This window comes from Lysobacter niastensis (genome assembly GCF_015453285.1).
Lineage (GTDB): Bacteria > Pseudomonadota > Gammaproteobacteria > Xanthomonadales > Xanthomonadaceae > Lysobacter_J > Lysobacter_J niastensis.
Genome location: NZ_JADLZT010000001.1, coordinates 208,350 through 222,026 on the forward strand (window position 1 = coordinate 208,350; position 13,677 = coordinate 222,026).

Here is a 13,677-nt window from a genome sequence, read left to right on the forward strand (position 1 = left end):
GCCCCGTCACTTCGGATGCCCGCCATGAGTCTTGCCCCAGCCGCTCTCCACGAACACCCAACCGCCAGCGACCGCGCCGTCGTCGATTTCCACGTCGCCGCGCCCCTTGATCCGGCACAGGCCGTTTTCGCCCGTCGAGGCGAATGCACGGTGGAGCTGGACCTGCGCCATGCCGGCCGCCGCGACGTGGTGCTTCGTTACGAAATCCTGGGCGACCCGGCGCTGCCCGCGGTGTTCGTGGCTGGCGGCATCTCCGCGCACCGGCACGCCGCCGCGAGCGCAACATTTCCGCAGGAAGGCTGGTGGCCGCAGCAGACCGGCATCGGCCGCGTGCTCGATCCGCGCCACTACTGCGTGATCGGGTTTGACTGGCTCGGCGCCGACGGCGCAATCGACGCGCCGATCGATCCCGCCGACCAGGCCGATGCGGTGGCCGCCGTCCTCGACCAGCTCGGCATCGCCCGCGTGGAAGCGTTCATCGGCTGCTCCTACGGTGCGATGGTCGGCCTGCAGTTCGCCGCGCGTCACGCCGCCCGGTTGGGCCAGTTGGTGGCGATCAGCGGCGTGCATCGCGCGCATCCGTATGCCAGCGCGTGGCGCGCGCTTCAGCGGCGCGCCGTTGCACTCGGCGCGCTGCAGTGCGACGAAACCCATGGCCTCGCGCTGGCTCGCCAGCTGGCAATCCTGAGCTACCGCACGCCCGAGGAGTTCGCCGAGCGCTTCGATGCCGCCCACGTCAGTGACGGGCGCGTCCGCGTCGGCGCCGAGGACTACCTCGACCATTGCGGCGCGAAGTACGTCGAGCGCACGTCGCCCACCGCCTACCTGCGCCTGTCTGAATCGATCGACCTGCAGCAGGTCGACCCCGGCCTGATCCGCTTGCCGGTCACCGTCGTCGCCATCGTCGAGGACCGGCTCGTGCCGGTGTCCGATGCTTACGACCTGGTTGAGCGACTGCGTGGCGAGACCCGGCTGCGCGTGCTTCGCTCGCTGTACGGACATGATGCCTTCTTGAAGGAAGAAAGCGCGGTCGCCGCGATCCTGCGCGAGGTGCTCGACGACGCCGCATTCGCAGGCTGCACGGAGGTGGCGGCATGAGCACGCGCAACCGCTGTACCGCCGCCGTGCGCGCCGGCATCGATCGCGACGTGGCCTACGGCGCGGTTACGCCGCCGATCGTCCTGTCGTCCAACTTCAGCTTCGCCGGGTTCAACGAGAAGCGCCGTTACGACTACACGCGCAGCGGCAATCCCACGCGCGACCTGCTCGCCGAGGCGCTGGCCGAACTCGAGGGCGGCGCCGGCGCAGTCGTCACCGCCACCGGCATGGGCGCGATCACGCTGCTGCTGCACGCCCTGCTCAAGCCCGGCGACCGCCTGGTCGTGCCGCACGATGGCTATGGCGGCAGCTGGCGCCTGTTCAACGCATTGGCGAAGAAGGGCGCGTTCGAACTGATCACCGCCGACCTCACCGATCCGCGCGCGCTGACCGAGGCGCTGGCCTCCGGCCCGGCCGTGGTCTGGATCGAGACACCGTCCAATCCGCTGCTGCGCATCACCGATCTGCGCTTCGTCATCGAGGCCGCGCAGGCGCTGGGCGCGCTCACCGTCGTCGACAACACCTTCCTGTCGCCGGCGCTGCAGCAGCCCATCGCGTTTGGCGCAGATTTCGTCCTCCATTCCACCACCAAGTACATCAACGGCCACAGCGATGTCGTCGGCGGTGCCGTGGTCGCGCGCGATGCCGCGCAGCACGAGCATCTGGTGTGGTGGGCGAACGCGCTCGGACTGACCGGATCGCCGTTCGACAGCTTCCTGACGCTGCGCGGCCTGCGCACGCTCGATGCGCGCCTGCGCGTGCACCAGGAGAACACGCAGGCACTGGTGGCCCTGCTCGATGCGCATCCGGCGGTGCGCACCGTGCATTACCCGGGACTGGAGTCGCATCCGGGCCACGCGCTGGCAGCGCGCCAGCAGTTCGGCTTCGGCGCGATGCTCAGCGTCGAGATCGAAGGAGGCGAGCCTGCCGTACGTGCGTTCCTCGACGGGCTGGAGTGCTTCACGCTGGCCGAATCGCTGGGCGGCGTGGAAAGCCTGATCGCTCATCCGGCCACGATGACGCACGCAGCGATGTCGGCCGAAGCGCGCGCTGCCGCCGGCATCGGCGACGGGTTGCTGCGGCTGTCGGTCGGCATCGAGCACGCCGATGACCTGGTCGCCGATATCGAGGCGGCACTGGAACGCGCAGCGCAGGCGATCGCGTCGCCGGAACGGGCGAAACGGTGAGTCGCGCCGTGAGTGCCATCGGGCTGGCGCCGCACGCGCCACCCGCCGTTGCACGCGTGGCGCTGCTCGGCACCGGCACGGTCGGCAGCGCGGTGCTCGCGCGCCTGGCGTCGTGGCATGGCACGACGCAGGCGGGACGGCTGTCGCTGGTGCACGTGGCCAACACGCGCCAGTCCGCCAGCGACCGCGCCGGGCTGCTGCCCGGCGACGCGGTCCAGCGGCTCGCGCTGGCGCCGCAACACAGCGCACTTGAGCAGGTCGAGGCTGCGTTGGGCAACGAAGGCGCCCGCATCGTCATCGACGCCACCGCGAGCGAAGCGGTGGCAGACCGGCATGCGCATTGGCTGGCCCGCGGCCTCCATGTTGTCACCGCCTGCAAGATCGGGCAGGGCACGTCGTTGTCGCGCTGGCGTGCGATCCGCGCCGCGACGCTTGCCGGCGACACGCGCTACGGCGACAGCGCAACGGTAGGTGCCGGCCTGCCGCTGCTGCGCTCACTCCGAGAACTCCAGTCCGGGGGCGATCGCATCCATGCCATCGCCGGCGTCCTGTCCGGTTCGCTGGCGTGGCTGTTCAACCAATACGACGGCATGCGCCCGTTCTCGGCGCTGGTGCGGCAAGCGCGCGACGCCGGCTACACCGAGCCCGATCCGCGCGATGACCTGTCCGGCGAGGATGTGCGCAGGAAGCTGCTGATCCTGGCGCGTTCGGCCGGTGTCGAGCTGGATGCAGGCGACGTTGAAGTCACCTCGCTGGTGCCGCCGGAGCTGGCGATCCTCTCCCGCGACTCGCTCGATGGCGCCTTGCCGGCGCTCGATGCGCCACTGCGCAGGCGCTTCGCCGAGGCCTACAAGCGTGGCGAACGACTGCGTTTCATCGCGCGCCTGCAGGACGGTCGCGCGCGCGTCGGGCTGGAAGCGCTGCCGTTCGATCACCCGCTCGCCGGCGGTGCAGGCACCGATAACCGGGTCGCGATCTGGTCCGATCGCTATCGCACGCAACCGCTGGTGATCCAGGGGCCCGGTGCAGGCGCGGAAGTCACCGCCGCGGGACTGCTCGACGACGTTCTGAAGATCTGTCGCGCGACGGACGAATAGCGGATCCGGGGACCTGCGTGAATGCGGGGAGGCCCCGGCACGGCCGGTCCAGTACTATCCGCAGCTTGAGTGGCCCGGATCGTGAAAGATGGTTCCGCCGAGTGATTCCGCCAACTTGATGCGTGTCGCGCTGCTCGAGGACGATGCCGTGCTGCGCGAGCGCATCCTGCTGCCCGGACTGGCCAACTTCGGCTTCGCCGCGGTCGGGCTGGACACGGCGGCCGCGCTGCACGAGCGCCTGAAGTCGGAGCGGTTCGACATCGTCGTGCTCGATGTCGGGCTGCCGGACGCAGACGGCTTCACGGTCGCGCGCGATATTCGGACTGCGTTCCCGAACATCGGCATCGTCATGCTGACGGGCCGTGGCGAGACACCCGACCGCGTGCGCGGCCTCAGCCAGGGCGCGGACGCCTATCTCGCCAAGCCGGTGGAAATAGACCTGCTCGCCGCCACGCTGCACAGTCTGGCGCGTCGCCTGAACGGCACGCCGCCGCCTGTTTCGAAGCGCTGGCAGCTCGACGCCAATGGCTGGTGCCTGGTCTCGCCCAATGGCGGCACCGTGGCGCTGACCAAGACCGAGCGCCGCGTGGTCGAACGCCTCACGGCCGCTCCCGGCACAGTGGTGGCCCGCGACGTCCTGATCGCGGCGTTGACCAGCAACGTCTACGACTTCGACCCACACCGCCTCGATTCGCTGATCTACCGCTTGCGACGCAAGGTCGCCGATGCCTGCGGAGAACCATTCCCGCTGACCGCGGTACACGGCGAGGGCTACGTGCTCAACGACCGCTGACCGGTCAGGCCGCGGCGGCCTCCGGAAACCGGATCGTGAACGTCGTGCCTTGCCCCGGCACGCTGTCGACGCGGATGTCGCCACCCAGCGCCTTCACCAGATCGTGCACCACCGACAGACCCAGTCCGGTGCCTTCGGCCGCGACCTTGGTGCTGAAGAACGGCTCGAAGATGCGCGCGGCCACGTCCCGCGACATGCCGATACCGGTATCGGAGAGGCGGATCGTCGCCTGGCCCGAACCGTGGCTGCCGACCTCGACACGGAATGCACCGCCATCGCGCATCGCATCGCGCGCATTCGCGGCGATATTGAGCACCATCAGCTCGAACTCGCTCCGGTCCAGGCGCACGCGCAATCCACTGGCGTCGTTTGGCAGCTCCAGGAGCACCGAGGACGGGAACAACTGGCGCAGCATCGGGCGAAGTTCCGCCACCGCCACCGCTGGGTCGAAGGCCTGGATGTTGAGGACATCGCTCCGGCTGAATGTCAGCAGCTTGCGGATCACGGTGCTGCCGCGCGCGGCGGCTTCCTCGATGCCTTGCAGTGAATCGAGCAGGGCGTCCACCTGTTCGGAAGCGCTGCCCATGTCGCGCACGCGGTGCCGCTGCGCGGTGAATCCCTGGATCACGCCGAGGATGTTGTTGAAGTCGTGGGCGACGCCGCTGGCGAGGCGTCCGCTTGCTTCCAGTTTCTGCGCGTGGATCAGTTGCGACTGCGCACGCTCGCGTTCCGCCATCTCGCGCTGAAGCTCGAGGCCGCGCTGGTTCGATTCCGCGAGGCTTTCGCGCAACGCCTTGATCAAGCGGTCGAGCACGATCGTGATCAGCGTGTAGCTGATCAGCACCGCCGGCACGTTGACCAGCGCGACCGAGGCCGGAATGCCCTGCTGCGCCGCACGGTACAGGTCGCTGGCGAATCCGGTCGCGAACACCGCCATCAGCAGACCGAAAACGATCCACAACGCGCGCCGTCCCAGCACCAGGCCGCTGATCACCAGCGTCAGCATGGTGGGTGCCGGATCGATCAACTGCGACAGCACGCCGGTGCGTGCAAACACGATCTCCAGCGAGATCAGCTGCATCGCCAGGAACAGCACCACCGCGGGACGGAAGCGGCCGTTTCGGATCATCCACAGGCTGAGGAACGCCAGCGCTGCGACCAGCATGTCCAGTGCGAGGATCAGCAGGCGGGCTTCATTGACCTCACCGCCGCTGGCAAGGCGCCAGGCCCAGTTCACCGGCAGCAGCAGGCCGTAGAACAGCAATAGCAGCTGCATCACCGGCGCGTTGCGGCGATCGATGGGATCGGCGATGGGCGCACTGCGCAGCCAGCGGAGAAAACGGTTCCACATATCGACAGCGATCCCTCGCAGCGGAGCCGCTGCGCGTGAGTGTTGCGGGGAGGCCGGCGACGCGCGTCCTGCGTGGCGGTGCGTTCGCCAATGCCGACGGTGAGATTCCGGTGATTATTTGGTGAGAACGCGAGCGTGACAAGGTTTGGCGGGGCGCCTTAGTTTCGCTGCGCCGACTGCGAACAAGCCTTGTGCAACGTAGCCCGGCGCAATGCCCAGGGTGGGGGCGAATCAATCAATCAACTGCATTCGATGCAGCGGCGGCGCTTTTTTGAAGCGCTTCAGGCCGACGGGCGTCGTTTGCCTTCAGAAAACCAAGATCGGGCGGAGGGGTTTGGATGAACAAGATTTTCAGCCGAGTGTGGTGCCGGAAGCGCCAGCAACTGGTGGTCGCCTCGGAACTGGCCGCGGCCGGCGGCAAGAAGGAAGGCCGGCGTCGCCTGGGCAACGCGGCGCTGGGCGCCGTGACGCTGACCGTGGGCTTCGCGCTCGCCCCTCCACCCGCATTGGCCGAAACCACGGATGCACCGGCGTCGGCGAAGGTCGAGCAGGCCTGCGTCGCTGCAGCCGAAGCTCATGAGGCATCTGCTGAAGCACCCGGCTGCGCTGCCGGCGTGCAGGCCGTGACGCCCGTCGCCGCGGTCGAGGATGCGTACGTGAAGGTTGACGGCGCCGGCGACGGCAGCGACGACGCGACGATGAGTGGCGAGGGTGCGATCGCCATCGGCAGCAGCAGCTACGCCGTGCAAACCGCGACGACCGCAGTCGGCTCCGGCAGCATGGCCGGAGGCCTCGGCGCCAGCGCGTACGGGCAGGGTGCGATGGCGCTCGGCGATTCGACCGTGGCCGTCGGCCAGAGCGCCTATGCGGGTTCCGGCACTGACCCTTTCATCAACGGCCTGGGCAACACCGCCATCGGTGCGCACGCCACGGCGGACGCCGAGCAGGGCGGCACCGCGATTGGTGCGTTGAGCGAGGTGTACGGCACCGGAGCCACGGCCATTGGCGGACAGGCGCAGGCTTATGGCGACGGCAGCCTGGTGGCAGGCTTCAACAGCGGTGCGAACGGTGAGGCCGGCATCGCGCTCGGTTCGAACTCCCGTGCCGTCGCAGGCGACTTCGGTGTTGCGCTCGGCGGTGGTTCGCTCGCCGCGGGTGAGGGCGCGACGGCGCTTGGCGGTCTGGCCTGGGCGCAGGGCAACCACGCCATTGCCGCGGGCTACTACTCGACGGCCGCCGGCGACGGAAGCATCGCCATGGGCGGCGGCATCGGTGCCGATCTCGATGGCGATGGCACGATCGGTCCGGGCGAAGCGACGATCGCGGCGGGCTACCACGCGGTCGCGCTCGGCTTCCAGGCCGCGGCGCTCGGCGATGGTTCGCTCGCGCTCGGTGACAACGCGCAGGCGCTGCAGATCAACGCCACCGCGCTCGGCGCGATGAGCGTGGCCGAAGGCGAGTCGAGCACCGCCACGGGCGCGGCCAGTGTCGCCAAGGGCGCGGAAAGCAGCGCCTATGGCTATCAGGCCGATGCCGAAGGCAACTACTCGACCGTGCTGGGCAGCAACAGCCTCGCGCTCAGCGACGGCGCGACGGCCATCGGCAGCGGCGCGACCGCAATCGGCACCGAGAGCCTCGCGTCCGGCTATGGCGCCACGGCCACGGGCGAGTACTCGATCGCCCAGGGCAGCGGCAGCCAGGCCAATGGCAATGCCGCCATCGCGATCGGCGCGATGAGCAGCGCGGCCAACGACAGCGTCAGCATCGGTGCCGGCAGCAGCGCCGGCGACTTCGCCACCGCTACCGGCACGCTGGCGGTCGCTTCCGGCTGGGGCTCCAGCGCGTTCGGCGACAGCGCCTGGGCCACCAGCGACTTCTCGCTGGCGGTCGGCGCCAAATCGATCTCGATGGGCATCGGCGGCATCGCGATCGGCACCGACAGCTATGTCGATGCCAACGCCTACCAGGGCATCGCCATCGGTGCGCTGGCCACCTCGCTGGGCAAGCAGTCGCTCGCAATGGGCTCGCAGTGGACCACTGCCGGCGGCGACAGCTCGATTGCGATCGGTGGCACCAAGGCGTGCACCGGCTTCATGTGCATCGAGGAAAACACCGCAGCCTGGGGCATCAACAGCGTCGCGCTGGGCGCGGGCTCGCAGGCCCAGGCCGACGGTGCCACTGCACTGGGTAGCGGCACTGGTGCTTTCGGCATCGATTCGATCGCGATCGGCATGGACGCGAAGTCCTGGAACACCAGCGCGATCGCCATTGGCGCACGTTCGTTCGCGATGGGAGACAACTCGGTCGCGCTCGGTACCGACTCGGTCACGTCCCGCAGCAACGTCGTCACGGTGGGCAGCGAGTGGTCCGGCATGAACCGCCAGATCACCGGCGTCGCCGACGGTACCGAAGCCAACGACGCGGTGAACAAGTCGCAGCTCGATGCCGTTGCATCGATGGCCAGCGACGACAACCGCTACTTCGCGACGAATGGCATCGCCGACGGCAGCGACGATGCGATCGCCGATGGCGAGAACGCGACGGCAGCCGGTGCGTCCAGCGTTGCCAACGGTGTCGAGAGCACCGCCTACGGCTACCAGAGCAACGCGGTCGGCGACCACGCTACGGCGGTCGGCAGCAGCAGCCTGGCGATGGGTGAGGGCGCTTCGGCGTTCGGCACCGGCGCCACTGCCAACGGCGCCTTCAGCAGCGCCAGTGGCTACGGCGCGGTTGCCGAGGGCGAGAACAGCAGCGCCTTCGGCAGCAATGCGATGGCGCTGGGCAACGCCAGCTTCGCCGGAGGCGACAGCGCGCAGGCCAACGGCGGCGGCAGCGTCGCGCTCGGTGCGTCTGCGATCTCGAACGGTTCGCTGGGCGTGTCGATTGGTGGCGATGCCACCAACAACGGCTTCTTCGCCGTTGCGATCGGCGGCGTGTCGCTGGCCGATGCGCCGTTCTCGGTCGCGATCGGTGGCTTCGCCACTGCGTCCGCCTGGCAGGCCACCGCGATTGGCTCCGGTGCTTTCGCCGGCGGCTGGAACGCAACGGCCACTGGCGCCGGTGCATCGGCTGGTGACGGTGGCGTCGCGATCGGTGCGGGCGCGCAGTCGGGTTACTGGTTCTACGACGAGACCACCGGTGAGAACACCTTCATCGGCACGTCGGGCACGGCGGTCGGCCAGGGCGCGTTCGCGACGGGCCAGTACAGCACGGCGCTGGGCGGATTCTCGGGCGGTTCGTTTGCATCGGCCGCAGCGTCGGGCCAGTACAGCACCGCGCTCGGTGCCGGTGCGTATGCCGGTTCGTACTGGGACAGCACGCTGGTCGGTGACTACACCACGGCGGTGGGTTCGGAGGCGTGGGCCATCGGTGGTTCCGCCACCGCGCTGGGCTTCAACAGCTTCGCGCAGGCCGATAACGCCACGGTGATCGGTGCCAACGCATGGACCACGCCGGATGCGAGCAACAGCGTCGCGCTCGGCGCCGGTTCGCTGGCCGATCGCACCAACACGATCTCGGTCGGCGCGGCGCAGGACTGGACCGATGCCGCGGGCACCGTGCATGCAGCGATCGATCGCCAGATCGCCAACGTCGCGGCCGGTACCGAAGCGACCGACGCGGTCAACAAGGGGCAGCTCGATGCCGCCCTCGCCACCGTCGGCGGCGACGTCGGGCAGCTCGATGCGGCCGCGGTGAAGTACGACGACGTCGCAGCCAAGGATCGCATCTCGCTCGGTGGTGCTGGTGGCACCACGATCGGCAACGTCAAGGCCGGCACGCAGGCCGATGACGCGGTCAACGTGGCGCAGCTGTCGTCGGTCGCCTCGGCGCTCGGCGGCGGTTCGGCACTCGGCAGCGACGGCATGCTGATCGGCCCGTCGTACGCGATCCAGGGCGGCAGCTACGGCTCGATCGGCTCGGCGTTCGCGTCGATCGACAACGCACTGACCGGCATCATCGGCCGCCTCGGTTCGCTCGAGCACAGCCCGGGTGGCGGCGTGCCGGGCGGCACCGGCGCCGGCATGGCGATCGGCAACGGCAGCCATGCGCAGGACGCTACCGACACTGCAGTCGGACACGGCTCGGTCGTGCGCGCCGACGGCAGCACCGCGGTCGGCAGCAACACGTCGATCAGTGCCGAGGCGACCAATGCGGTCGCGGTCGGTGCCGATGCCAGCGTGACCGCTGCGTCCGGTACCGCGCTGGGTCAGGGTGCGTCGGTCACGGCCGAAGGTGCGGTGGCGATCGGCCAGGGTTCTGTCGCCAATGAAGCCAACACCGTGTCGGTCGGCAGCGCGACGCAGCAGCGCCGCGTCACCAACGTCGCTGCCGGCACCGCCGCGACCGATGCCGCGAATGTGCAGCAGATGCAGGCCGGTGATGCGGCAACGCTGGCTTCGGCGAATGCCTACACCGACACCACCGCGACGCAGACGCTGACGCGCGCCAACACCTACACCGACAGCCGCTTCCAGGCGCTGAGCGACGAGTTCACCAATCTCAGCAGCGAGATCGGCATGCGCCTGGGCGAACAGGACGAGCGCATCGACCGCCAGGGGGCAATGAACGCCGCGATGATGAACATGGCGATCAACGCCGCGAACACGCGCAGCGAGCGTGGCCGACTCGGCGTCGGTGCCGGTTGGCAGAACGGCGAAAGCGCGTTGTCGGTCGGCTACTCGAAGGCGATCGGCGAACGCGCGTCGTTCTCGATCGGCGGCGCCTTCAGCAGCGACGACCAGTCGGCCGGCGTCGGTTTCGGTATCGACCTGTAAGCACGAGCGATCCACACATCACGCGAGTCCACGCGAGAAGCGGTGGGGACTGGTTCCCCCGAAGCGGCCCCACCGCTTCCTCGCACCTACAAGTTCCACCGGAGAGAGAGATGAAGAAGACCACCCGTAATCTTTGCGCCGGCACCCTCGGCGCTGCCGTGCTGGTTTCGCTGTTTGCCTATGCCGCCGACCGCACGATCGGTGCGGCGCCGGCCACGCTGGCGACGTCCGCCCATGCTGCTTCGAAGGGCGTTCTCGCCGCTGGCGGCCAGGTGGCCGCTGCGACGCCGCAGTCCAACTTCGACCGTTTCATCGTCAAGTACAACGCCGGCACCACGCGCAGCAGCCAGACCATGGTGACCAGCGCAGTCAACGCCGCCGCCATGCGTGCCGGCGTAGCCGGACTCAAGGCGGGCAGTAATGGCGTCGCCACCGTGCTCGGCGTGCAGCACGTGCGCCGCATGGCCGTCGGCGCCGACGTCGTACGCCTGTCGCGCGGCCTCAACCAGGCCGAAGCCGATGCGCTGCTCGCGCAGCTTCGCAGCGATCCGTCGGTCGAGTTCGCCCAACCGGACTACCTGCGCCAGCACACCGACTTCACGCCGAACGACACGCGCTACGCCGACCTGCAGTGGCACTACCACGATGCCAGCGCGGGCATCCGCATGCCGCAGGCGTGGGACGCCTCGACCGGCGGGGGCGTGGTGGTGGCCGTGCTCGACACCGGCTATCTGGACCATGCCGATCTCAACGCCAACATCGTGCCCGGCTACGACTTCATCATCGACACCGAAGTCTCCGGTGACGGCGACGGCCGGGACGCCGATGCGCACGATCCGGGCGACTGGCTCGGCAGCGGCGAGAGCTCCTTCCACGGCACGCACGTCGCCGGCACCGTCGCGGCGATGACCAACAATGCGCTGGGTGTTGCCGGCGTCGCGTTCAACGCGAAGGTGCAGCCGGTGCGCGTGCTCGGCCATGGCGGCGGTTACACGTCCGACATCGCCGATGCGATCACCTGGTCCTCGGGCGGTCACGTCGACGGCGTGCCGGACAACGCCAACCCGGCCGAAGTGATCAACATGAGCCTGGGTGGCGGGAGCAAGTGCAGCGACGATCCGGTGACGCAGGCCGCCATCGACGGTGCGGTGAGCCGCGGCGTGACGGTGGTCGTCGCTGCCGGCAACTCCAACTACGACGCCGCGTTCTTCTCGCCCGCCAGCTGCAAGGGCGTGATCACCGTCGGCGCCACCGGCAAGACCGGCGCGCGCGCCAGCTACTCGAACTACGGCGCGACCGTCGCCGTGGCCGCGCCGGGTGGCGACTACAACGGCATCGCACCGGATTACGGCGCGGTGTGGTCACTCGGCAATGCAGGCGCGCAGACGCCGGAAGCCAGTCCCGCCGGCGACCGCCTGACCGGCATGATGGGCACCTCGATGGCGAGCCCGCACGTGGCCGGCGTGGTGGCGTTGATGCAGAGCGCCGCCGTCGCCGCAGGCAAGCCGGCACTGACGCCGGCGCAGGTGAAGACGCTGCTGCGCACGACGTCGACCGCGTTCCCGGTGACGCCGCCGGTGAGCACGCCGATCGGTTCGGGCATCGTCAATGCCGCCGCGGCTGTCGCCGCCGCGACGCAGGACATCCCCGCCGACCAGGGCACGCTGCTCGACAACCGCATCGCGTTGCCGAACCAGACCGGCGGCCCCGGCGACGCGATCCTGTACAAGATCGTCGTTCCGGCCGGCAAGACCAGCCTCAATCTGCGCACGTACGGCGGCACCGGCGATGTTTCGCTGTACACCGCGTTCGACCGCGTCCCGACCACGAGCAGCTACGACCGCAAGTCGGCCAAGGCCGGCAACGGCGAGACCGTGCTGATCACCCGTCCGGCGGCGGGCACGTACTACCTGCTGGTGGTCGGCGAGACCGGCTTCAGCGGCGTCTCGGTGATGGCCGTGTACTGATCGCCGGATTCGTCCTCCGGTCATCGGGGAAAGGGAGGCGAGCGATCGCCTCCCTTTTTTTCATGTGTGTCCGTCGACAGCCCGCGGCTTGCGCATTCAGTTTTTCGTGGCTTCGCCTGTCGGAAAAGTCTCGCCTCGTGCGACGCCAAGGTGTACAAATGTACACCTATGGATCCCTTCGACACCCTGCCGCCGCAGCGCGCCGCCGTCCTGGCCTTCCTCCGCCGGGAACTGGCCGCCGGGCGAGCGCCCAGCCTGGCCGAAATCGCCCAGGCCTTTGGTTTTGCCTCGCGCAACGCCGCGCAGAAGCACGTCCAGGCGCTGGTGGCCGATGGCCTGGTCGAACTGGTGCCGGGTCAGAAGCGCGGCCTGCGCCTGCCCGGAGGAACCGCCGATCTGTTGCCATTGCCGGTGCTGGGCCGGGTGGCGGCCGGCCAGCCGATCGGCGCGGACATCGGCCTGGACCAGCAGTTGTGGCTGGACCGTCGGCTGTTCTCACCCACGCCCGATTACCTGTTGAAGGTGCAGGGCGATTCGATGATCGACGACGGCATCCTCGACGGCGACCTGGTCGGCGTGCATCGCACCGCCGATGCGCGCGATGGTCAGACCGTCGTGGCGCGTGTCGATGGCGAACTCACCATCAAGCGCCTGCAGCGCGACCGCCGTCGCATCCGCCTGTTGCCGCGCAATCCCGCGCACGCGCCCATCGTCGTGGAAGCCGGACAGGACTTCGCCATCGAAGGCGTGTACTGCGGCCTGGTCCGGCAGGGCTGACATGGGCGCCGTGGTTCCCATCGACCGCCTGTTGGCTGCGCAGACGCTGTGGCATGCCGGCCGCACCGCTGCCATCGCCGCTGACGGCGAGCCCAGCGGCCACGCCGCTTTCGATGCCCTGCTGCCGCAACGTGGCTGGCCGCGCCGCGCGTTGACCGAACTGTTGCTGCCCGCCGATGGCGTGGGAGAACTCGCGCTGCTGCTTCCCACGCTGGCGCGGATGACGCAGGCCGGCGGCACGGTGGCGTTGATCGCGCCGCCGTACGTGCCGTACGCACCGGCCTGGCAGGCGGCCGGCGTGGATCTGTGCGCACTGGAAATCATCGATGCGGCGCCGCGCGATGCGCTGTGGGCATTCGAACAATGCCTGCGCAGCGGGGCGTGTGCGGCCGTGGTCGGCTGGCCCGTGCAGGCCGACGCGCCGGCACTGCGCCGCCTGCAGGTGGCCGCCGACAGCGGCGACTGCCTGGGTTTCGCGCTGCGCGACCGCAGGCATGCAGCCAATCCTTCGCCGGCGGCCTTGCGCGTGGAATACGCCGGCGACACGCACAGTGCCGGCGCCTGGTACGTGCGCAAATGCCGCGGTGGGCACGCACCCGCGCAGTCCTTCGCCCTGGGTGCGGGTTGAGGTG

General features: G+C 69.3%; 9 protein-coding genes. 8 read left to right on the plus strand and 1 reads right to left on the minus strand.

Going from position 1 to position 13,677, the window contains the following annotated elements; all coding sequences use genetic code 11:
• Positions 1-24: 24 nt before the first annotated feature.
• The 4 genes from metX (at position 25) to IU514_RS00910 (ending at position 4,175) form a co-directional block, all read left to right on the plus strand.
• A complete protein-coding gene (gene metX, locus IU514_RS00895; RefSeq protein WP_194929183.1) occupies positions 25-1,098 on the plus strand; it encodes a homoserine O-succinyltransferase MetX in 1,074 nt (357 codons plus the stop codon).
• Positions 1,095-2,285, plus strand: a complete 1,191-nt coding sequence (locus IU514_RS00900; protein WP_194929184.1) for an O-succinylhomoserine (thiol)-lyase — start codon at positions 1,095-1,097, stop codon at positions 2,283-2,285. The genes metX and IU514_RS00900 overlap by 4 nt, the downstream gene beginning before the upstream one ends.
• Before the next feature lie 17 nt (positions 2,286-2,302).
• Entirely contained in the window at positions 2,303-3,382 is a 1,080-nt protein-coding gene (locus IU514_RS00905) for a homoserine dehydrogenase family protein (protein ID WP_194929522.1), read from the plus strand.
• An 88-nt stretch (positions 3,383-3,470) separates the two neighbouring features.
• Positions 3,471-4,175: a response regulator transcription factor gene (locus IU514_RS00910; protein WP_194929185.1), complete on the plus strand. Its 705-nt coding sequence runs from the start codon at positions 3,471-3,473 to the stop codon at positions 4,173-4,175.
• A 4-nt stretch (positions 4,176-4,179) separates the two neighbouring features.
• On the opposite strand, the gene IU514_RS00915 is transcribed toward IU514_RS00910, so the two are convergent.
• Positions 4,180-5,526 (minus strand): sensor histidine kinase, encoded by a 1,347-nt coding sequence (locus IU514_RS00915; RefSeq protein WP_194929186.1) that lies wholly within the window; start codon positions 5,524-5,526, stop codon positions 4,180-4,182.
• Between the two features lie 338 nt (positions 5,527-5,864).
• On the opposite strand from IU514_RS00915, the gene IU514_RS00920 reads away from it, so the two are divergent.
• From IU514_RS00920 to imuA, 4 genes are all read left to right on the plus strand, one after another.
• The gene (locus IU514_RS00920; RefSeq protein ID WP_194929187.1) at positions 5,865-10,301 is read left to right on the plus strand and encodes an ESPR-type extended signal peptide-containing protein; all 4,437 of its coding nucleotides are present in this window, start codon (positions 5,865-5,867) and stop codon (positions 10,299-10,301) included.
• A gap of 110 nt (positions 10,302-10,411) precedes the next feature.
• Positions 10,412-12,268 (plus strand): S8 family peptidase, encoded by a 1,857-nt coding sequence (locus IU514_RS00925; RefSeq protein ID WP_194929188.1) that lies wholly within the window; start codon positions 10,412-10,414, stop codon positions 12,266-12,268.
• A 168-nt stretch (positions 12,269-12,436) separates the two neighbouring features.
• Positions 12,437-13,045: a transcriptional repressor LexA gene (gene lexA / locus IU514_RS00930; RefSeq protein WP_194929189.1), complete on the plus strand. Its 609-nt coding sequence runs from the start codon at positions 12,437-12,439 to the stop codon at positions 13,043-13,045.
• A 1-nt stretch (position 13,046) separates the two neighbouring features.
• The gene (gene imuA, locus IU514_RS00935; protein WP_194929190.1) at positions 13,047-13,673 is read left to right on the plus strand and encodes a translesion DNA synthesis-associated protein ImuA; all 627 of its coding nucleotides are present in this window, start codon (positions 13,047-13,049) and stop codon (positions 13,671-13,673) included.
• The last annotated feature ends 4 nt before the right edge of the window (positions 13,674-13,677 follow it).

Excerpts from the sequence above, each read along its gene's own strand:
- IU514_RS00900 (WP_194929184.1), top strand. The coding sequence starts at position 1,095 with ATGAGCACGCGCAACCGCTGTACCGCCGCCGTGCGCGCCGGCATCGAT.
- lexA (WP_194929189.1), top strand. The coding sequence starts at position 12,437 with ATGGATCCCTTCGACACCCTGCCGCCGCAGCGCGCCGCCGTCCTGGCC.
- IU514_RS00915 (WP_194929186.1), bottom strand. The coding sequence starts at position 5,526 with ATGTGGAACCGTTTTCTCCGCTGGCTGCGCAGTGCGCCCATCGCCGAT.
- metX (WP_194929183.1), top strand. The coding sequence starts at position 25 with ATGAGTCTTGCCCCAGCCGCTCTCCACGAACACCCAACCGCCAGCGAC.
- imuA (WP_194929190.1), top strand. The coding sequence starts at position 13,047 with ATGGGCGCCGTGGTTCCCATCGACCGCCTGTTGGCTGCGCAGACGCTG.
- IU514_RS00920 (WP_194929187.1), top strand. The coding sequence starts at position 5,865 with ATGAACAAGATTTTCAGCCGAGTGTGGTGCCGGAAGCGCCAGCAACTG.
- IU514_RS00925 (WP_194929188.1), top strand. The coding sequence starts at position 10,412 with ATGAAGAAGACCACCCGTAATCTTTGCGCCGGCACCCTCGGCGCTGCC.
- IU514_RS00910 (WP_194929185.1), top strand. The coding sequence starts at position 3,471 with ATGGTTCCGCCGAGTGATTCCGCCAACTTGATGCGTGTCGCGCTGCTC.